Origin of the sequence: Sphingomonas anseongensis, assembly GCF_023516495.1 — a bacterium.
GTDB classification, from domain to species: Bacteria; Pseudomonadota; Alphaproteobacteria; order Sphingomonadales; family Sphingomonadaceae; genus Sphingomicrobium; species Sphingomicrobium anseongensis.
On the sequence record NZ_JAMGBC010000001.1, the window covers coordinates 339195 to 358638 of the forward strand.

Below are 19444 nucleotides of genomic sequence, written 5' to 3' on the forward strand. Positions count from 1 at the left end.
GTCGCCCGCATTCTCCGCTCAGGCGTCGGTGACTGAATCACCTCGCTGCCCCCGTCACGCCTTGTTGTAGACTGGCGTGCCGGATTTCTTCGGTTCGGTGGTGGAACCGCTATCGCACAGGTTTGCAATCTCCGATTCAAGCGCCGACGCAGTGAAAGGTTTTTGCAGGATCGATATGCCCTCCGCGCGGTCGCCGATCGCGTCAGCGTCAGCGTAACCCGTGACGATCAGCGCAGGGACTGCCGGACACAGGACGCGCGCCTGGCGAAGAAAGTCGGTGCCGGAAAGCTGGGGCATCGCATAATCGCTGATCAGCAGGTCGAAGTCGCATTCGCGGTTCTTCAGAATCTCGAGCGCCTGGGCTCCGTCAGGGGCCTGGGCTACCACGTGGCCGAGATCTTCTAGAAGTGCCGCGGTCGTGTTGCGTACCTGCGTGTGGTCATCGACGAGCAGGATGTTGAGCTTGCGGCTTTTTTTCCTGGTCGCTCGCTTGGGCGCGGGCGGCTCCGATCGAGCGGCACCTTCGGGCGCCCTCGGCAGCAGCAGCTCGGCGAGCGTTCCGGATCCCACCTCGCTTTCGATCAGGAAGGCGCCGTTCGACTGCTTTGCAAAGCCGTAGACCATGCTGAGCCCAAGGCCGCTGCCCTTGCCGACGGCCTTGGTCGTGAAGAACGGATCCATGACGTTGGCGAGTACGTCCGGGGGAATGCCCGTCCCGGTATCCCGGACTGCGATCCGGACGTAATCGCCCGGCTCGGCTCCCGAGTCGCTGTCGGCTTCGACCGAGCAGTTTTCCGCGATGATCGTCACTGTGCCGCCATCGGGCATCGCGTCGCGAGCGTTGATGATCAGATTGAGGAGGGCGAGCTCCAGCTGCGCCTGGTCTACGAAAGCGTCGGCTACGCCATCCGCAATCTTCCAGTCGATCTCAACGAGCCCTCCCAGCGTATGGGTGAGCAGGTCGGAAACGGCCTGCCGAAGCGCGTCTAGCTCAACCGGCTGCGGTTCAAGATTCTGGCGGCGCGCGAAGGCCAGAAGCCGGCGAACGAGGTCGCTTCCCTGCTCCGCCGCCCGCTTGGTCATTCCGAGTATCCGCTGCTGCTCCTTGTCGAGAGTCGCCTTCTTTTCGAGAAGGCTCACGCCACCGATCACGGCAGCGAGCAAATTATTGAAATCATGCGCGATTCCTCCGGTCAACTTGCCAATCGCGTCCATTTTCTGCGCTTGGACCAGCTGCATTTCGAGCGACCGTTGATCGGTGATGTCGGTGATCGTGCCGGCAAACTCGATCGGACGTCCGTCGGGGTCCTTCAGGAGCACCGCCTGGTCGAGGAAATGCTTGTAGCTGCCGTCGGCGCATTGCCAGCGATATTCGATCGAGAAGCGGCCGGCGGCGCTCCGGACCTTGAGCGCGCTGGTCACCTTGTTGCGGTCGTCCGGGTGGAGCCGCTCGAACCACATTGCCGGATCTGCCTTGAGCTTCTGGTAGCTGATGCCGGTGATCGCCTCGACGTCTCCGCTCAGGAAGTTCGGAGTTCGGCGGGTCGAATCATACGGCTCAAGGTAGAGGACCATCGGCAGCGACTGGATGATGGCGGCCTGGCGCTGCTCCGCGCGGCGAAGCTCCTGCTCGGCTCGAAGCCTCTCCGCGTTGGCGCGCAGGTTCGCGTCGAGGAGCGCCTGTTCGTGTCGGGCCTTGCGTTCGATCTCTTTCGTCTTTTCGAACAGGTCGACGAAGACCGCGACCTTCGACCTGAGGATGATCGGATCGACTGGTTTGAACACATAATCGACGGCGCCCATCGAATAGCCGCGGATCAGGTGCTCCGCTTCCTTGTTGACGGCTGACAGGAAGACGATCGGAATGCCCTTGGTCTGGTCGCGGGCGCGAATGATCTGGGCGGTTTCGTAACCGTCGATCCCCGGCATGTAGACGTCGAGCAGGATAACCGCGAACTCGCCTTTCAGGAGATGGCGAAGGGCTTCCTCGCCTGAGCGAGCGAGAACCACCTCGCCGAGGTCCTCGAGCACGGTTGCAAGCGCCAGCAGGTTTCGCTCGTCGTCATCGACCAGCAGGACCCGGGCCCGCTGCGGTTCCTCGGCGGCCGAGGGGCTTGCCACCTCGGCCTGCGGAATCGCCGGTATTTCGCCTATCGGCCGGTTCATCGATTACTCCGCCGCCTCAGCCGGGATCGGCGGAGCAGCGGCAGCCGCAGCTTCCCGAGCTCTGGCGACCCACACTCGAAGCAGAGCGAGGAGAAGCTCGATGTCGACCGGCTTGGCGATATAGTCGGAGGCGCCTGCGTCGAGGCACTTCTGGCGGTCGCCCTTCATCGCCTTGGCGGTGACGGCTATCAGCGGAACGTCCGCAAGCTCGGGCCTGCTTCGGATCTGCTGCATCGTCTCATAGCCGTCCATGTCGGGCATCATGATGTCGATCAGCGCGACATCGACATCGGGTGTCTGTTCCAGGATCAAAATACCGTCTTTTCCCCGCTCGGCGTGGACGACTTCAACGTCGTGGCTCTCAAGAACGCTGGTGAGGGAGAAGATGTTGCGGATGTCGTCGTCGACGATGAGGATCTTCGCGCCGGCAAGCTCGGGAAGCGGGCGGGAAACTGCGGAAACCTGCTTCGAGCGGCGAGGCTTACGGGCCTTGGCGCCCGCCGGGATCGATTTGAACATCTTCACCAGGTCGGCGCGCTCAGCCGGCTTCTCGATCACTCCGGCAGCGCCCATCGCGAGTACCGATTGCCGGCGCTCCGCCCCGGAAATCACGTGGATCGGGACGTCCTTCGTGTCCGGATCGTGCTTGAGGAGGTCGAGCAGGACGAACCCGTCAATGTCAGCAAGGCCCAGGTCCAGCGTGACGGCGCTCGGCTGAAGTTTGCGCGCCATCGCCAGGGTTCCTGCACCCGCAGTTGAGATGACCCCCTTGAGGCCTGCGTCATGAGCGGCGTCGAGTAGGATCGATGCGAAGGTCGGGTCGTCCTCGACGATGAGGACGAACGGCCGGTCGCCGAGCTCGTCGCGATCGTCGTTGACCTCGAAATTAGTCGGAAGCGCTGTCGGGACCACCGCTCCGCTATTGTCGTAGCGGGCCGAGGTGCCGTCGGTGATCGCCGGCTCGGCGTGGCTTTCGAGCGGGACGTAGAGGGTGAAGGTCGATCCTTCTCCCGCTCTCGACCGTACCTGGAGCTCGCCGCCCAGAAGGCGAGCGATCTCGCGGCTGATCGACAGGCCGAGGCCGGTGCCGCCATATTTGCGGCTGGTGGTCCCGTCGGCCTGCTGGAACGCCTCGAAAATCAGCTTCTGCTTGTCCTCGGGAATTCCGATGCCGGTGTCGGAGACGGAAATCTCGATCGCGTGGTCGACGTTGCGGAGAACCGGGTGGGTTGGGCTCCAGCCCCCCTTCGCGCAGCTGACCGATAGAGTGACGTCGCCCTTCGAGGTGAACTTGAACGCGTTTGACAGGAGGTTGAGGACCACCTGCTGAAGCCTCTTCTCGTCGGTCCGGATCGTGTCCGGAAGCTTGGGGTCGAACTTGACGTTGAAGTCGAGGTGCTTGTCGGCAGCGAGCTGGCGGAAGGTCCGCTCCATGTGCTGCTTGAGGTTGCGCATCGGCATGTCGCCGACCTCGATCGTCACGGTTCCGGATTCGATCTTCGACAGGTCGAGGATGTCGTTGATCAGGTTTAGAAGGTCCGATCCGGCCGAATTGATCGTCCGTGCGAACTCCACCTGCTTGTCGTTGAGATTGCGCTGCTGGTTGTCGGCCAGGAGCTTCGACAGGATCAGGAGCGAGTTGAGCGGCGTACGAAGCTCATGGCTCATGTTGGCAAGGAACTCGGACTTGTACTTCGAGGTGAGCGCCAGCTGCTCGGCTTTCTCCTCGAGCGCCCGGCGCGCCATTTCGATCTCGAGGTTCTTGGCTTCGACCTGCTTCTTCTCGTTTTCGAGAAGCTGCGCTTTCTCCTGGAGCTCGTCGTTGGTCGCGTGAAGCTCTTCCTGCTTGCGGGTGAGCTCGGTCTGCCGCGCCTGGAGCTCCTGCGTCAGCAGCTGCGACTGCTTGAGCAGGCCCTCGGTGCGCATCGTCGCCGCGATCGTGTTCAACACGATTCCCACCGATTCCATCAGCTGGTCGAGGAAGTTCTGGTGGGTTTCGTTGAACTCCCCGAACGAAGCGAGCTCGATGACCGCCTTCACCTCATCCTCGAACAGCGCAGGCAGGATGTTCACATTGGCCGGCTTGGCATGGCCAAGCCCGGAGCCGATCCGGATAAAGTCCGGCGGCACGTCCTTGAGCAGGATCGGACGGCGGTCCGCCGCGGCCTGGCCGATCAGACCTTCGCGGAGTTTGAACTCCTGCTTCAGCTCGTCGGCCGTTTCCGCGCCATAGCTCGCAACGAGCTCGAGCTTGGTCTCATCCTCTTCGCGCTTGGTGACGTAGAACACGCCGTACTGGGCGTTCACCAACGGCGCGAGCTCGGACATGATCAGGTTCGACACGGTCGCGAGGTCGCGTTCGCCCTGGAGCATTCGCGAGAAGCGGGCGAGGTTGGTCTTCAACCAATCCTGCTCGGCATTCTTGAGCGTCTGCTCCTTCAGGTTGCTGATCATCTCGTTGATCGTGTCCTTGAGCGCCGCCATTTCGCCCGACGCCTCGACCGCGATGGACCGGGTAAGGTCGCCCTTGGTCACCGCGGTCGCGACTTCCGCGATCGAGCGCACCTGGTTGGTCAGGTTGGCGGCCAGCTGGTTCACGTTGTCGGTGAGGTCGCGCCACAGGCCGGCGGCTCCAGGCACCTTCGCCTGGCCGCCAAGCTTGCCTTCGATGCCCACCTCGCGAGCCATGTTGGTGACCTGGTCGCCGAAGGTCGAAAGCGTATCGATCATGAAGTTGATGGTGTCGGCGAGCGCCGCGATCTCGCCCTTCGCGTCGAGCGTCAGCTTCCGCTTGAGGTTGCCCTGCGCCACCGCGGTCACGACCTGCGCAATGCCGCGCACCTGGTTGGTGAGGTTGGTGGCCATCAGGTTCACGTTGTCGGTGAGGTCCTTCCAGGTTCCGCCGACGCCCGGCACCTGCGCCTGGCCGCCGAGCTTGCCCTCGGTTCCGACTTCGCGGGCGACGCGAGTCACCTCCGAGGCAAAAGCGTTCAGCTGATCGACCATCGTGTTGATCGTGTTCTTGAGCGCCAGGATTTCGCCCTTCACGTCGACGGTGATCTTCTTCGACAAGTCACCCTTTGCGACGGCGGTCGTGACGTCGGCGATGTTACGGACTTGGCCGGTCAGATTCTCGGCCATCAGGTTCACGTTTTCGGTGAGGTCCTTCCACGTGCCGGCGACGCCGCGCACCTGCGCCTGGCCGCCAAGCTTTCCTTCCGTTCCCACTTCGCGGGCTACTCGGGTCACCTCGGAAGCGAAGGAATTGAGCTGGTCGACCATGACGTTGATGGTGTTCTTGAGCTCGAGGATCTCGCCTTTCACGTCGACGGTGATCTTCTTCGAAAGGTCTCCCGACGCCACCGCCGTGGTCACCTCGGCGATGTTTCGCACCTGGCCGGTCAGGTTCGCGGCCATGGCGTTGACGTTGTCGGTGAGGTCCTTCCAGGTTCCGCCGACGCCCGGCACCTGCGCCTGGCCGCCGAGCTTTCCTTCCGTGCCCACTTCGCGGGCAACTCGCGTCACCTCGCTGGCGAAGGCGTTGAGCTGGTCCACCATGACGTTGATGGTGTCCTTGAGCTCGAGGATCTCGCCCTTCACGTCGACGGTGATCTTCTTCGACAAGTCGCCGCGGGCAACGGCGGTCGTCACCTCGGCGATGTTGCGGACCTGGCCGGTGAGGTTACCCGCCATGAGGTTCACGCTGTCGGTAAGGTCGGCCCAGGTTCCGGCGACTCCTTCGACCTGAGCCTGTCCGCCGAGCTTTCCTTCCGAGCCCACCTCGCGCGCCACTCGGGTCACTTCCGAAGCGAAGGAGTTCAGCTGATCGACCATCGTATTGATGGTGTTCTTCAGCTCCAGAATTTCGCCCCGCACCTGCACCGTGATCTTCTTCGAAAGATCGCCCTTGGCGACCGCGGTGGTGACTTCGGCAATGTTGCGGACCTGGCCGGTCAGGTTCGCCGCCATCAGGTTCACGTTGTCGGTAAGATCGGCCCAGGTGCCTGCGACGCCGGGCACTTCCGCCTGTCCGCCAAGCTTTCCTTCGGTGCCCACTTCGCGGGCCACTCGGGTCACTTCCGAAGCGAAGCCGTTGAGCTGGTCCACCATGACGTTGATGGTGTCCTTGAGCTCCAGGATTTCGCCCTTCACGTCGACCGTGATCTTCTTGGAAAGATCGCCTCGCGCAACGGCAGTGGTCACCTCGGCGATGTTGCGGACCTGGCTGGTCAGGTTTTCCGCCATCAGGTTGACGTTGTCGGTGAGGTCCTTCCACGTTCCAGCGACGCCGGGCACTTCTGCCTGGCCGCCGAGCTTGCCCTCCGTGCCCACTTCGCGCGCGACGCGGGTCACCTCGCTTGCGAACCCGTTGAGCTGGTCCACCATCGTGTTGATGGTATCCTTCAGCTCCAGGATCTCGCCCTTCACGTCGACGGTGATCTTCTTGGACAAGTCGCCGCGAGCCACAGCGGTCGTCACCTCGGCGATGTTTCGCACCTGGCCGGTCAGGTTCTCGGCCATCGAGTTCACATTGTCGGTGAGGTCCTTCCAGGTGCCGGCGACGCCTTCGACGCGCGCCTGTCCGCCCAACTTACCCTCGGTACCGACCTCGCGGGCCACGCGGGTCACTTCGCTGGCGAAGCCGTTGAGCTGGTCCACCATGGTGTTGATCGTGTTCTTCAGCTCCAGAATCTCGCCCTTCGCCTCGGCGGTGATCTTCTTGGACAAGTCGCCGCCGGCGACCGCGGTCGTCACTTCGGCGATGTTGCGGACCTGACCGGTGAGGTTCGTCGCCATGGCGTTCACGTTGTCGGTAAGGTCGGCCCAGGTGCCGGCGACGCCCTTCACCTTCGCCTGGCCGCCGAGCTTGCCTTCGGTGCCCACCTCTCGGGCCACGCGAGTCACTTCGGACGCGAACGAGGCGAGCTGCTCGACCATGGTGTTCACCACCTTGCCGATTCGCAGGAATTCGCCGCGAAGCGGACGGCCGTCGATTTCGACCGTCATCGTCTGGGAAAGATCGCCCTTGGCGACGGCGCCGATGACCCGCGAAACCTCCGCGGTCGGCTGGACCATGTCGTCGATGAGCTCGTTGACTGCGCGAAGCTTGCTGTCCCAGCCGCCGGTCGCGCCGCGGACCCGGGCGCGCTGGGTGATCTTCCCTTCCTTGCCGACGACCTTGGCAAGGCGCTCGAACTCGGCGGTAATCGCCTCGTTCATTCCGACCACTTCGTTGAACAGGCTGGCGATCTCGCTATCGAGACCGTCGACGTCTTCGGACAAGCGCACGGTGAAGTCGCCGCGGCGAAGCGCACGCAGCGCGGTGACAAGCTGGCGGCGGTCAATAAAGTCGCGGGGGGCCTGGATATTCACCTAACTCTCCGTGTGGCTCGTCTCCCCCCCGTCAGAAGGTTGCACAAAGGCAGCCCCCCGGCTGCCGCTAGATACAAATATATCAGAGTTTTGGTTTCTTCTTTCTAAAAAGCGAGTCGAAAAACCAATATTTGACGCACTGTTGCAATGTCCCGCCTCGGCTGGTTAGGGACCCGACATGCTTCGCTGCAGGGCATATTCCGGCTCGTGACGGGCCTGGGCGACGATCTGTCCAGTTTCATCGGGTCCAGCTTTCGGTCAGTCTGGGCGCTTGAACTGCTGCTCCTGATGAAACGCGAGGCCCGGTCCTGGTCGAGAGACGAGCTGATATCGACGCTTCGGGCAAGCGAGCTTGTCGTCAACAAGGCGGTGGACGAGCTCGTTGCCGCAGGTCTGCTGGCCGGGGAGGGCGACGGCTTTCGCTACATGCCTGTGAGCAGGGATATCGCCAGTTACGTCGATCAAGTGGAAAAGGTCTATTCTGCCCGGCCGAATGCGGTTCGGAGAGCGATCGTATCAGCAAGCGCGAGCGGGGCTACCGCCTTCGCCGATGCATTCAGGCTTCGGAAGGACTGACGAATGGGGGAAATGTTTCCGGCGGTCGTGTACATCCTGTGTTTCCTGACCAGCGCTGCGTGCGCCTGGCTTCTGGGACGAAGTTATAGGCGGAACGGGACGGGAATGCTGCTGTGGAGCAGCATCTGCTTCGTGTTCCTCGCCCTGAACAACCTCGTGCTGGTAATCGATCTTGTGATCTGGCCCGCCCCTGAAGTGGACCTGCGGCTGCCGCGCCTGCTGCTCGCTCTGGCGGCCAGCTGCTCGATGCTCTTCGGTTTCATCTGGAAGGTTGGCGAGGAATGACCCTTATGACACTCTACGACTTCCTCTCCGGAGCGGTCGCTCTCGGCTTTGCGACCTGTGCTCTCTTCTTCCTTCGGTTCTGGCGCCGGACTCGCGAGGAGCTGTTCCTTGCCTTCGCGCTCGCCTTTTTCCTGCTCGGGCTGGGACAGACAGTGCTCGCCCTCGCAAACATCCCGACTGAGGAGCGAGGGTCGATCTACCTGCTTCGGCTGGCCGCGTTCCTGCTGATCCTGGTCGCGATCTACCGGAAGAACCGCCAGACCGCGGCGTGAGGCTGCTTCAGCGCTGAAGCGCTCCGGAACGCGCGGGGAATGCCGGCCAACGATGCTGTGCGATCGCCTTGAGCGACGACTGGTCGTCACCCTCCAGGCCTTCGTAGACCCACAAATTCCGCATCACTGCGGGCACGTAGTAGCGAGTCTCCCAATAAGGGATGCTCTCGATCCACAAGACGGGGTCGCCCTTGTCGCGGATGGCCGCCCAGCGACCGACCGGAAGGGGCCCGGCGTTGTACGAGGCGATCACCTTCGGAAGCTGCCCTCCCGTGTTGGCCGAGCGGCGCATCCGCTCGATGAAGCTCTGCCCGTACTCGAGGTTTAAGGTCGGGCTGAACAGGTTCTCGCGCGAATAACCCAGCCCGTCCTGGTCGGCGATCGCCGCTGCGGTCGAGGGCAGGACCTGCATCAGTCCGACGGCGCCCGCCGAGCTTACGGCGCCCGGCCGGAAGTTCGATTCCTGGATGATGTGGGCGAAGGCGAGGGCAGGATCGACCCGCCAGCCGCGGATCGGCGTCCATTCCGGCCTGGGATAGCGGTACGCGGCCTGCACCCGAACGCCTCGCTGGCCGTTGGTTGCCAGCCAATATTGCGCGCCTGCGAGGTTCAGCCTCCTTGCCATCTCCAGAAGGGCGGCGTGATCGGCGGGTGCGCCGATCCTCGCCTGGTGGCGCAGCATCTCCTCCGCAAGCGCGGTCTCGCCGATCGCGGCAAGCGCCTTTGCGCGGCGAACGTTCGGCAAGGCCTCCACCGAAGCCGTAGATATCGGCGCAGGGGGCGGGAGTCGGGTGCTGGTTCCGAGGGTTTCGCGAGCGACGAGCCCGTAAAAGCTCTCCGGCGAGGCGGCTGCGGCCTTCAGCAAGGGCTCCACGCTCTGCGGGCGCCTGCAAGCCTGTTCGGAACGTGCCGCCCAATAATAGCCGCCGGCGGAGAGTTCGCGCTGGGGGGCCGTGGCGGCCACCTCGCGGAACGCTCGTGCGGCGGCGTTGCAATCCCCCATCCGCCAAGAGGCCAGGCCCGACGCCCAGGCCGCTTGAGAGCCCCATTCGCCGCTGGCGCTTGCACGCCAGGTGTCGGCGACCCGGCGCGCATTCAGGTCGTCGCCGTTCGTATAATATATCCAGGCTATGCGCTGGGCCGCTTCGGTGCGCGCATCGGCGGACAGATACGGTGCCTGAGCGATCAGCGCCGCCTCGGCGTTGGGAGCGTCGTCAGCTTTCACGAAACCGTCGATCTGTGCGCGGAGCGCATCGGCGAGGGGTTCGGCACCGACCGGTTTGGGACGATAGCGGCGAGGGCCCGCTCCAAGACCGACGGTTGGCCGCTCCGGAATTATCGCCATCGGCGTGGTCGAGCCACGGGCCGCGGCAAGCCGAGCCAGCTGGTCGGCGTCCGGAAGGTCAGGACCTTGGGCCAGCAGCGACTGGATTCGGGGAAGATCGACAGGCGGAGACCCTTTGGCGGTGTAAAGCTCGGCCTTGGCGACCGGCGCCAGCACGTCGTCAGGAAGCACCGCGATTCCGGCCTGGGCGGACCCCCAGTCTCCGGCGCGGATCGCCGCAAATACTTCGCGCCAATCGCGCGGGATGACGATCGCGCGCGGCGGCGGCGGTGGAACCTGCGTCTGTGCTTGCGGCTGGGCTGCGGGCTGCGCCGCAGGAGGAGGTACCTGGACCTGCGGAAGAGGGGCGAGCGGATCGCCCGCCGGAACCGGCTGCGCCGAGGCCGCCACTGCAGCCGAAAGCGCGAGCGAGAGGATGCTCATGCGACGTCCTCGATCAGCAACAGAAGGTCCTTCCACGCCAGCGACTTGTCCGACGGTCGCTTGAGCAGCTGCCGCGGATGGAATGTTGCTACCGTGCGTATGCCTTCGACTTTGTGAACGTGGCCGCGCGCCTGGAGCAGCGGCTTGCCAAGAAGGGCGCGACAGGGCGCGTCGCCGAGCAGGAGCAGCCGTTTCGGCCGCGCAAGGGCGACGTGGCGGCGGGCCGCCGAAGCGCAAAGTTCGAGTTCTTTGTCCGATAGCCTCGAACCCGGAGCGTAGAAGCAGGCGAGGTTCGCGGCATAGGCCTTGCCGTCGAGATCGATGGCCTTGAGCATCCGCTCCATCAGGATGGCTGCTTCGCCGCCGATCGGTTGCCCGGCCGCAAGCTCATCGCGGGTCGGCGGCTCGCACAGGAGCATGACCTCGGCGCCTTCCGCTCCGTCGGGGAGCACCGGCTTTGAGCGGGCAGAGGCGAGCGGGGCATCGGGGCCGGCCAGCCACCGCCGAAATGCCTCGAGCGTGGAGGGCAGGGGCTCGGGCTCGGTCGACGGGTCGAGCGGCCGAATCTCCGGCGTTCGCTCGAGCCAATTGCGGGGCTCCTCCTGGGTTGCGACATCGACGCCGGCGTCCAACCACCAGCGCAAGGCGCTGGCGGCCTCGCGTGCGTCGATCGCGATCCCTGGCCCACCCATGGCGGAGAGTCTTCCCCACCATTGCCGGTGGCGTCAAGCAAGCGGCTGCGCCATAGAGTCGAACTGCCTCTAGCGTGCGGCAAAAGGAGCAAGAGTGAGCGAACGCGAGTCGATGCAGTACGACGTGGTGATCGTTGGCGGCGGGCCTGCAGGGCTGTCCGCGGCGATCCGGCTGAAGCAGCTGGCGACGAACGCCGGCCGCGAGATTGCCGTTTGCGTCCTCGAAAAGGGCAGCGAGATCGGCGCTCACATCCTTTCCGGCGCAGTCGTCGATCCAAAGGCCCTGACCGAGCTTATTCCCGACTGGAAGGAGAAGGCCGCGCCGCTGACCGTTCCGGTGACGAAAAACCTGCATTGGGTGCTGACGAAGCGCGGAAAGTGGTCGCTTCCGCAGTTCCTGATGCCCCCGTTCATGCACAACCACGGCACATTTACCTTGAGCCTGGGCAATCTGTGCCGCTGGCTCGCTGGCCAGGCGGAAGAGCTGGGAGTGGAGATATTTCCCGGCTTTGCAGCGGCGGAAATCCTGTTCAACGAGGATGGGTCGGTCAAAGGTGTCGCGACCGGCGACATGGGCGTCGCCCGCGACGGAACCCACCGGCCGGATTACCAGCCGGGAATTGAGCTCCATGCCCGCTATACCTTCTTCGCCGAGGGCGCCCGGGGTCATCTAACCAAGGAGCTGACCCGGATCTTCGGCCTTCGCGGCGAAAGCGGACCGCAGGTTTACGGATTAGGCGTCAAGGAGTTGTGGGACGTTCCTCCCGAGAAACATAAGCCGGGTCGGGTGATCCACACGCAAGGCTGGCCGCTCGAGGACGCCTGGGGCGGTGGTTTCCTCTATCACCAGGAGAACAACCAGGTCGCGCTCGGCTTCATCGTGTCGCTCGATTATTCCAACCCGTACATCTCGCCGTTCGAGGAGCTTCAGCGGTGGAAGACCCACCCGGCGATCCGCGCGGAGATCGAGGGCGGGCGCCGGGTGTCCTACGGCGCCAGGGCGATCAACGAGGGCGGCTACCAGGCAATCCCGAAGCTGGTCTTCCCGGGCGGCGCCCTTATCGGCTGCTCGGCGGGCTTCGTGAACGTGCCCCGGATCAAGGGAAGCCACACGGCGATGAAGTCGGCGATGATCGCCGCCGAGGCGGCGTTCGAAGCGATCGCTTCCGACGGTTCGGACCACGTGCTCGAAGCCTATCCGAAAGCCTTGCACGACAGCTGGGTCGCAAAGGAGCTGAAGATCGTCCGCAACGCCCAGCCGGCGGTCGCTCATTGGGGAGGGCTCGCTGGCACGCTCTACGCCGGCATCGACATGTGGCTCAATTACCTGCGCGTTGGAGTTCCGTGGACGCTCAAGCATCGGCCGGATCATTCATCGCTTCGGCGAAAGGACGCGGCCGTCCCGATCGCCTATCCCAAGCCGGACGGGGTCCTCACATTCGACCGGCTCTCGTCGGTGTTCATCTCGAACACCAACCACGAAGAGAACCAGCCGGTTCATCTGACACTCAAGGACGCCGACATACCCGTCACGGTGAACCTCGCCGAATATGACGGTCCCGAGCAGCGTTACTGCCCAGCGGGAGTATATGAGTTCGTCGAGGAGGGAGGACGGCCGCGCCTGCAGATCAACGCCCAGAATTGCGTTCACTGCAAAACATGCGACATCAAGGACCCGACCCAGAACATCAACTGGGTCGTGCCGGAGGGCGGTGGAGGGCCCAATTATCCGAACATGTAATGCACTTCCACTCGCTGTAGCGATGCTTTGCGTCGGGGCCCCGGCTGCGGCGTCGCTTCCGGCGGCGACGGACCCGGCGAGGGCCTATGTCGCCGCCAGGGCTGCTTCGATCAGCGGCAACCACGTCGAAGCGGCGGAAATTTATGCCCGCCTCGCCACGGCATCGAAGAACAGCGGGCTGGAGCAACGGGCAATTGCCGAGGCGATCAGCGCCGGCAACATGCCGCTGGCGCTTCGCCTGATCGGCAATTCGCGCCAGCCTTCGACCGTGGATTCCAAGCTCCTGCTGGTCGCCGACGCATTGCGCCGCGGTAAAGACGGGGCAGCCGACCAGCTACTCTCCCCATCGGCGACCGGCGCCAATCTCAGCTTCTGGCAGCCGCTTCTGCGCGCGTGGCAGGCAGTCGAGCGTCGTGATGCGTCAGCGGCTGTCACGATCCTTTCGCAGGTGCCGCGCGACAGTGCGTTTGCGGCCTTCGCGGACGAGCAGACGGCCTATGCGCTTCTCAAGCTGGGCAAGACCGCCGACGCGGAGCCTTATGCGCGCCGGGCGATCGGGACGGCCGGCGCTCGCGAATTCCGGGTAAGGATTGCCCTTGCGGCGGGATTCCGCTCGGCAGGCGACCGGCAACGGGCGCTGGCGATGCTCGAAGGGATATCGGGCGATACGACCGCAATCCGGCAGGCGCTCGATTCCGGGCGGACCGACAGCGTCGCGATCGACAATGTCGCAAAAGCGTTTTCGGACCAGCTGGTCGCCCTTGCCCTGCAAATGCACCAGTCCGAGCAGCCTAGTGCGGATCCGCTTAATATCGTCCAGATCGCGCGCTACGCCGCACCCGAAAGCAGCTCGGCGGCGATCCTGCTTGGAAACGTGCTTTCCGAGGACGGCCGGCTACAGGATTCGCTCGCCGCGTTCCGGTCCTTGCGGGACGGCGACCCGCTCAAGTCCGAAGCTGTCGATGCGGAAGCCCGTGCTCTCGCCGACGCCAAGCGCTTCGATGAGGCGCTGGCGCTTGCAAGCCGCGCGGCTGCTAGTCCAGCGGCAACGAGCGACGATTTCGCGCGGCTTGGCGACGTCTATTCGGCAATGCAGCGATTCAACGAATCTGCTGCGGCGTACAAGCAGGCGATCGCCCGGATGCAGAACCCGACGAGCGGGCAAAGCTGGCCTTTGCTTCTGTTGCAGGCGAGCGCGCTACAATCGGCGGAACGCTGGCCGGAGGCGAAGGCGGTCCTCAACTCAGCCATCGCGCTGGCGCCGGACGAGCCGCAGGTGCTCAATTTCCTGGGCTATGCGAAGCTGGTCCACGGCGAAGATCTCGATTCCGCCGAAGCGATGATCCGCAAGGCGAGTTCGCTCGCGCCCGACGACGCCTCCATCTCCGACTCGCTCGGCTGGGCGCTGTTCAAGCGGGGCCGGATCGAGGAGGCGATCGAAATTCTCCAGAAAGCCGCGGTCAGCGATCCCTCGCAGGCCGAAATTCAGGAGCATCTGGGCGACGCGCTCTATTCCGCCGGTCGCCGCTTCGAGGCGCGCTTCGCCTGGAGCGCCGCGCTGGCGACCGCCGACGAGAACGAGACGGGGCGGCTAAAGAGCAAGATTGCAGGGGGCCTTACAAAGGCGACAGCGGCGCCTTGAGCCGAAACCGGGAAACAGCCTACGCGAAGGTCAATCTGGCCCTGCACGTTCGCGAGCGACTGCCGGACGGCTATCACCGGATCGAGACGGTCTTTGCCTTCTGCGAAGATGGCGACGAGGTCACCGCCCAGCCCGCGGTTCCGGTTTCGCTGACACTGGACGGCGAATTCGCCGACGCCCTGGGCCAGGCAGATAATCTGGTTCTGAAGGCTGTGAATGCTCTTCGGGAGGTAAGCGGGAGCGACCAGACGGCCTTACTCCACCTCGAAAAGCAGCTGCCAGTCGCGGCCGGCCTAGGGGGCGGCTCAGCCGATGCTGCTGCGACCCTGCGCCTGCTGAACCGGACGTGGGGGCTGAAGCTGTCAGCCGACCAACTGGAAGATATCGGCCGCGAGCTTGGGGCAGACGTCCCCGCCTGCGTCCACTCGAGGTCGGTGCGCGGCGATGGCAGGGGTGACGTCCTCGAAAGCGTGGACCTCGGCCTCACCGGAACCCCGGTGTTACTGGTCAACCCGCGCGAGACGCTTCCGACCGCCGAGGTCTTTGCCCTTTGGGACGGGAACGACCGCGGGCCGCTTGAAGACTGGCGGCACGGCCGAAATGACCTGGAGCAGGCAGCCACGTCGCTTGCACCGCAGATTGGCGGGGTGCTGGCGTGGCTCTCTGCTCAGCCGGGAACGACCTGCGTTCGCATGTCGGGAAGCGGGGCGACCTGCTTCGCCCTGTTCGAAAGCGAGGAGCAGCGCGACCATTCGGCGGAAGGCGTTCCGCGGGAATGGTGGCGCCTTTCCACACGCCTGCGCTAAACGCCCGCTCATGAGTGGGCGCCCGATCCTCACTGCCGAACGCATGCGGGCCGCCGAGCAGGCGGCAATCGACGCGGGGATGCCAGTCGAAACGCTGATGGAACGCGCCGGGGCCGCGCTGGCGGAAGCGACGGTTCGCTTCGGTGCGCCGCTGCCCGTGCTGATTCTCTGCGGGCCGGGCAACAATGGCGGCGATGGCTATGTCGCGGCACGCCATTTGGCAGATCGTGGAATCAGGGTTCGCGTGGCTGCGCTTGGCGACCCCAAAAGCGACGCCGCCAAGTGGGCGCGTTCGAAATTCAACGGCGAGGTCGAGCAGTTGGGCGCGGAAACAGGTCGCGCGCCTATTCTGATCGATTGCCTGTTCGGAACAGGACTGAAGAAAGCCCTTCAACCGGATCTGGTTGAACAGCTTCTGCGGCTCAGCACCGATGCCTCTGTGTGCATTGCCTGCGATCTTCCAAGCGGTGCCGAAAGCGACAGCGGCGAGCTTCTGAACGACGTTCCAGGCTTTGGCCTGACGGTGACCTTTGGCGCGCTCAAGCCCGCCCACCGGCTAATGCCGGCGATGAACAAATGCGGGCGGGTGGTGCTGGCCGACATCGGTCTCGCGATCGATACGGCGTGGCGCGAGATCGGTCGCCCCGACCTCCCGCCGTTGGATCCCGCCGGCCACAAATATTCGCGCGGCCTCGTTCATGCGCTCGCCGGCAAGATGCCCGGGGCGATCGCCCTTTCGACGGTTGCAGCGGCACGCTCGGGGGCCGGCTACGTCCGGGTCAGCACATCGCGAGCGATCGACGGGCTTCCGTCGGCGATCGTCCAGACGGACACGGCTATCCTCGACGACCCGCGGATCGGCTGCATCCTCGTTGGTCCGGGAATGGGCGAGATACCGCAGCTGCTGACGCTGGCGCTGACTGCAAGGGCTCCGAAGGTGATCGATGCAGACGCGATCGGACAGGTGGGAGATGCGGAACGGCTGCGGGGGCAGGACGCGATCCTGACGCCTCACTCGGGCGAGTTCGTCCGGCTGTTCGGCAAGCTTCCCGGAAACAAGGCGGAGCAGGCACTCGAAGCCGCGTGCCGCTCGGGCGCTGTGGTGGTTTACAAGGGTCCGGACACCGTCGTTGCTTCCCCAGACGGACGGATCGGCTTCGCTCCCCCGGCGCCCGCATGGCTCGCAAGTGCAGGAACCGGCGACGTTCTCGCCGGAATGATCGCCGCCTTGCGTGCGCGCGGCCTGGAAGCCTTCGAAGCGGCCTGCGCCGCCGTCTGGCTTCACGGGCGGGCTGCGGAGATTGCGGGGCCGCACATGATTGCGGACGACCTAGCCGCCGCAATTCCGGCCGCACTCGACCTTCGGTGAACGAGCTTATCGTCCGGATCGCGGCCCGCGGCGACGGAGTGACCGCCACCGGACGCCATGTGCCGTTCGTCGTTCCGGGCGACGCCGTGCTCGATGACGGAGCACTGGCGTTCGGCCCGCACCACCAGGCGCCGCCGTGCCGTCATTTTCCCGAATGCGGCGGTTGCCAGCTCCAGCATGCCGACGACGAGGCGTACATCGGCTACCTCTCCTCGCGGATCGAGCTTGCTCTTGCCCAGCACGGGCTGGAGACCGAGATCCGCCCCCCGCATCTATCTCCGCCCCGATCGCGTCGGCGCGCGACCCTGAAGGCGCTTAAGCTGGGCAGGGGCGCGGTGGTCGGCTTCAACGCCGAGAAGTCGCACCGGATCGTCGATATGCAGGAATGCCATATCCTGAGGCCCGAGCTGTTTGCGCTCGTGGCTCCGGTTCGCGGGCTCTTCACACAGCTGCTCAAACCCAAGCAGGTCGCTGAGGCACAGCTTACCTTGATCGACGGCGGCGCTGACGTGCTGCTGCGCAATGTGAGCGCAGCGGACCTGCCCGCGCTTCAGGCGCTGACCGATTTCGCTGGGACGTACGGGCTGGCACGCCTTTCCATCGACAGCGGCAATGGCCCGGAGACGATGTATGAGCCGGTTCCCGCCACCGTGAGCCTATCCGGAGCGCAGGTCACCTTTCCGCACGGGGCGTTTCTCCAGGCGACAGCCGATGGCCAGGAGACGCTGGTCGAGTGCGTTCGCGAATGCGCCGCCGGTTCGAAGGCGATCGCCGACCTGTTCGCCGGCCTCGGCACCTTCGCGCTGGCGACCGGAGCGGCCTACGCCGCCGAGGCCGCGCGCGATTCGGCGGCTGCACTGAAGCGGGCGGCCCCGACCATGCAAGTCGATCACCGTGACCTCTATCGACGTCCACTCGATTCAAGCGAACTCAGCGGCTTCGGTGCTGTTGTCCTGGATCCGCCGCGCGCAGGAGCTGAACAGCAGGTCGATCAGCTTGCTGCGTCAGCGGTGCCGCGGATCGCCTATGTCAGCTGCAACCCGGCGACGTTCGCGCGCGACGCGCGGCGGCTCGCCGACGGCGGTTATCGGCTCGAGTGGGTGAAGCCGGTCGGTCAGTTCCGCTGGTCGACCCACGTTGAGCTTGCCGCCTGCTTCGCGAGATAGAGCGCCAACGCCAGCGGAATCAGTGCGGGCCCCGGCAGGTGCAGGCCACCACAGACGAGCTGCAGAAGAGTCAGGAAATAGGTTGCGAGCACCAGCAGCCGGCCGGTCCGACCCGTGGGCAGCGCCAGCAGGGCGGCCGCCGTTAGCGGTAGCGTGTCGTAGGACATGAGATAGGGCGTGCCGAACACACCCGCCGCCAGGAACAGCGCATTTGCCGACCAATCGGCGGCTGAGGGACGGCTGCGGAAGCGCCAGGCGATCATCGCCACGGCGACGAGCGCGGCTGCGGCTTGCGCCCAGCCCGCGACTGAGGTCGCTACTCCGGCGCTTCGCAGGTTCATGAACACCGTCGGCATGAACGGACCGCCGAGAACCTGCGGATCGCTCAGCACTCGCGATTGAGTCGGCATCCCAAGGGTCCAGTAGGCGAGCCACGGCTCGACACCCCACAGCATCGCCGTCGCCACCACGATCCCCGCAGCCGATGCAATCGCGCCGCCGATTACCCGCCAGTCGCGCGCGGCGATCAGCATGACGGGGAAGAACAGCCCGAGCTGCGGCTTCAGCGTCAGCAGGCCGAGAAGTGCGCCGGCCAGCCACGGACGGCTCTGCCGAAGGCGCAGGACGTTGAGGATGACCGCGGTCGCAAGGAAGGCGAACTGGCCGGAGATGACGCAGAAAACCGCCGCCGGGGAGAGGAGGAGCGCGATCTGCAGCTGGCGATCCGCGATCCACGTGCGGACGGAAAGGAACAGGACTAGCGGACCGAGCACGGTCCACAGCGCGAGAGCCGGCAGATACGGCAGCCCGGCGAATGGCGCGGCGACGAGCATGATGCTCGGCGGGTAGGACCAGACCTGGCCGAGGTAGCCGGGCCCGACCATTCTCGCGACCTCCGCCTGATAGGTCGCAAGGTCATAGAAGCGCTGAGGGTCGGCAGCCCAGGAGGCGCGTGCCGCCATCCAGAAATTGAGGAAGTCGCGCCCGACCACCAGGGTCGTCCCGTCGCGCGGAATTGCATGTGAGAGGTCGAGGTTGGCGAACCACAGCACGGCGTAGCTGAGCGCAAATAGCGGCGCCACGTGCGCCAGGAGCTTCAGCGTTTCGCCGCTATCGTCGCGGCGGGTTTCAGGCACCGTGGAGGATTCGAGCGCCAGCGTGGACGGTGAGGCCGAGGAGGCACAGGCTTGCGAGCGCGAACAAGGGAAAGCGGATCTGGACGATGTTCACGGTCGACTGGACGATGCTGTGCGCGACCCGAAAGCCAACATAGCCCCACGCCAGCCAATAGTTGATTCCGCCGCCCATCCCCATCAGCGCGAGCGTTAGCGCGATCGCGTAGAAGAGCGTCGGCTGTTCCATGAGGTGATTATAATTGTGCGAGGGCCACTGGGCTTCGGGCGGTGCCTTGCCTTCGAGGTTCACTCCTCGTGAACCTCGGGGGATCGTGCTCCAGCTAATACCCAACTGGGCGAACGCCCTGCGGCGAGCGATCGCCATCCACACCATCATAACCAGCGACCAGGCGACCAGAGCCACTACCGGGATCAGAATCGGACTATAGTCGTGCATGAAAAACCCTCCCCCT

14 protein-coding genes are annotated in these 19444 nt (G+C 64.8%); 8 read left to right on the top strand and 6 right to left on the bottom strand.

All coding sequences use genetic code 11. The features are described from left to right. Window positions 1–54 precede the first annotated feature (54 nt). Together LZ519_RS01790 and LZ519_RS01795 are read right to left on the bottom strand one after the other, a co-directional pair. Complete coding sequence (locus tag LZ519_RS01790) at window positions 55–2166, bottom strand: response regulator (RefSeq protein ID WP_249867030.1); 2112 nt, start codon at window positions 2164–2166, stop codon at window positions 55–57. Between the two features lie 3 nt (window positions 2167–2169). Beyond that, a complete protein-coding gene (locus LZ519_RS01795) occupies window positions 2170–7539 on the bottom strand; it encodes a HAMP domain-containing protein (RefSeq protein ID WP_249867031.1) in 5370 nt (1789 codons plus the stop codon). Between the two features lie 147 nt (window positions 7540–7686). Here LZ519_RS01795 and LZ519_RS01800 point away from each other — a divergent pair, with 147 nt between their 5' ends. From LZ519_RS01800 to LZ519_RS01810, 3 genes are read left to right on the top strand one after another with little or no spacing between them, the layout of a single operon-like run. Next, window positions 7687–8115, top strand: a complete 429-nt coding sequence (locus tag LZ519_RS01800) for a hypothetical protein (RefSeq protein ID WP_249867032.1) — start codon at window positions 7687–7689, stop codon at window positions 8113–8115. Between the two features lie 12 nt (window positions 8116–8127). Beyond that, window positions 8128–8400 carry a DUF5985 family protein gene (locus LZ519_RS01805; protein ID WP_249868831.1) on the top strand — a complete coding sequence of 91 codons (273 nt, stop codon included), beginning with the start codon at window positions 8128–8130 and terminating at the stop codon, window positions 8398–8400. Beyond that, the gene (locus tag LZ519_RS01810) at window positions 8397–8672 is read left to right on the top strand and encodes a DUF5985 family protein (RefSeq protein ID WP_249867033.1); all 276 of its coding nucleotides are present in this window, start codon (window positions 8397–8399) and stop codon (window positions 8670–8672) included. The genes LZ519_RS01805 and LZ519_RS01810 overlap by 4 nt, the downstream gene beginning before the upstream one ends. Before the next feature lie 7 nt (window positions 8673–8679). On the opposite strand, the gene LZ519_RS01815 is transcribed toward LZ519_RS01810, so the two are convergent. Then, window positions 8680–10440, bottom strand: a complete 1761-nt coding sequence (locus tag LZ519_RS01815; protein WP_249867034.1) for a lytic transglycosylase domain-containing protein — start codon at window positions 10438–10440, stop codon at window positions 8680–8682. Beyond that, complete coding sequence (locus LZ519_RS01820) at window positions 10437–11132, bottom strand: uracil-DNA glycosylase (RefSeq protein ID WP_249867035.1); 696 nt, start codon at window positions 11130–11132, stop codon at window positions 10437–10439. The genes LZ519_RS01815 and LZ519_RS01820 overlap by 4 nt, the downstream gene beginning before the upstream one ends. A 94-nt stretch (window positions 11133–11226) precedes the next feature. On the opposite strand from LZ519_RS01820, the gene LZ519_RS01825 reads away from it, so the two are divergent. From LZ519_RS01825 to LZ519_RS01845, 5 genes are read left to right on the top strand one after another with little or no spacing between them, the layout of a single operon-like run. Beyond that, window positions 11227–12873, top strand: a complete 1647-nt coding sequence (locus LZ519_RS01825; protein WP_249867036.1) for an electron transfer flavoprotein-ubiquinone oxidoreductase — start codon at window positions 11227–11229, stop codon at window positions 12871–12873. 22 nt (window positions 12874–12895) lie between these two features. Further along, complete coding sequence (locus LZ519_RS01830; RefSeq protein WP_249867037.1) at window positions 12896–14515, top strand: tetratricopeptide repeat protein; 1620 nt, start codon at window positions 12896–12898, stop codon at window positions 14513–14515. Then, window positions 14512–15321, top strand: coding sequence for a 4-(cytidine 5'-diphospho)-2-C-methyl-D-erythritol kinase (locus LZ519_RS01835; protein WP_249867038.1), 810 nt, complete (start codon window positions 14512–14514; stop codon window positions 15319–15321). The genes LZ519_RS01830 and LZ519_RS01835 overlap by 4 nt, the downstream gene beginning before the upstream one ends. Window positions 15322–15331: 10 nt before the next feature. Next, on the top strand, window positions 15332–16690 hold the full coding sequence (locus LZ519_RS01840) for an NAD(P)H-hydrate dehydratase (RefSeq protein ID WP_249867039.1): 1359 nt from the start codon (window positions 15332–15334) through the stop codon (window positions 16688–16690). After that, the gene (locus tag LZ519_RS01845; protein ID WP_249867040.1) at window positions 16687–17856 is read left to right on the top strand and encodes a class I SAM-dependent RNA methyltransferase; all 1170 of its coding nucleotides are present in this window, start codon (window positions 16687–16689) and stop codon (window positions 17854–17856) included. Before LZ519_RS01840 ends, LZ519_RS01845 begins: the two co-directional genes overlap by 4 nt. Here LZ519_RS01845 and LZ519_RS01850 read toward each other — a convergent pair. Both LZ519_RS01850 and LZ519_RS01855 read right to left on the bottom strand, forming a co-directional pair. After that, a complete protein-coding gene (locus tag LZ519_RS01850; protein ID WP_249867041.1) occupies window positions 17805–18992 on the bottom strand; it encodes a glycosyltransferase family 87 protein in 1188 nt (395 codons plus the stop codon). The two genes, LZ519_RS01845 and LZ519_RS01850, sit on opposite strands and share 52 nt — an antisense overlap. Further along, window positions 18985–19428, bottom strand: a complete 444-nt coding sequence (locus tag LZ519_RS01855; protein ID WP_249867042.1) for an MAPEG family protein — start codon at window positions 19426–19428, stop codon at window positions 18985–18987. Before LZ519_RS01855 ends, LZ519_RS01850 begins: the two co-directional genes overlap by 8 nt. Window positions 19429–19444 lie beyond the last annotated feature (16 nt).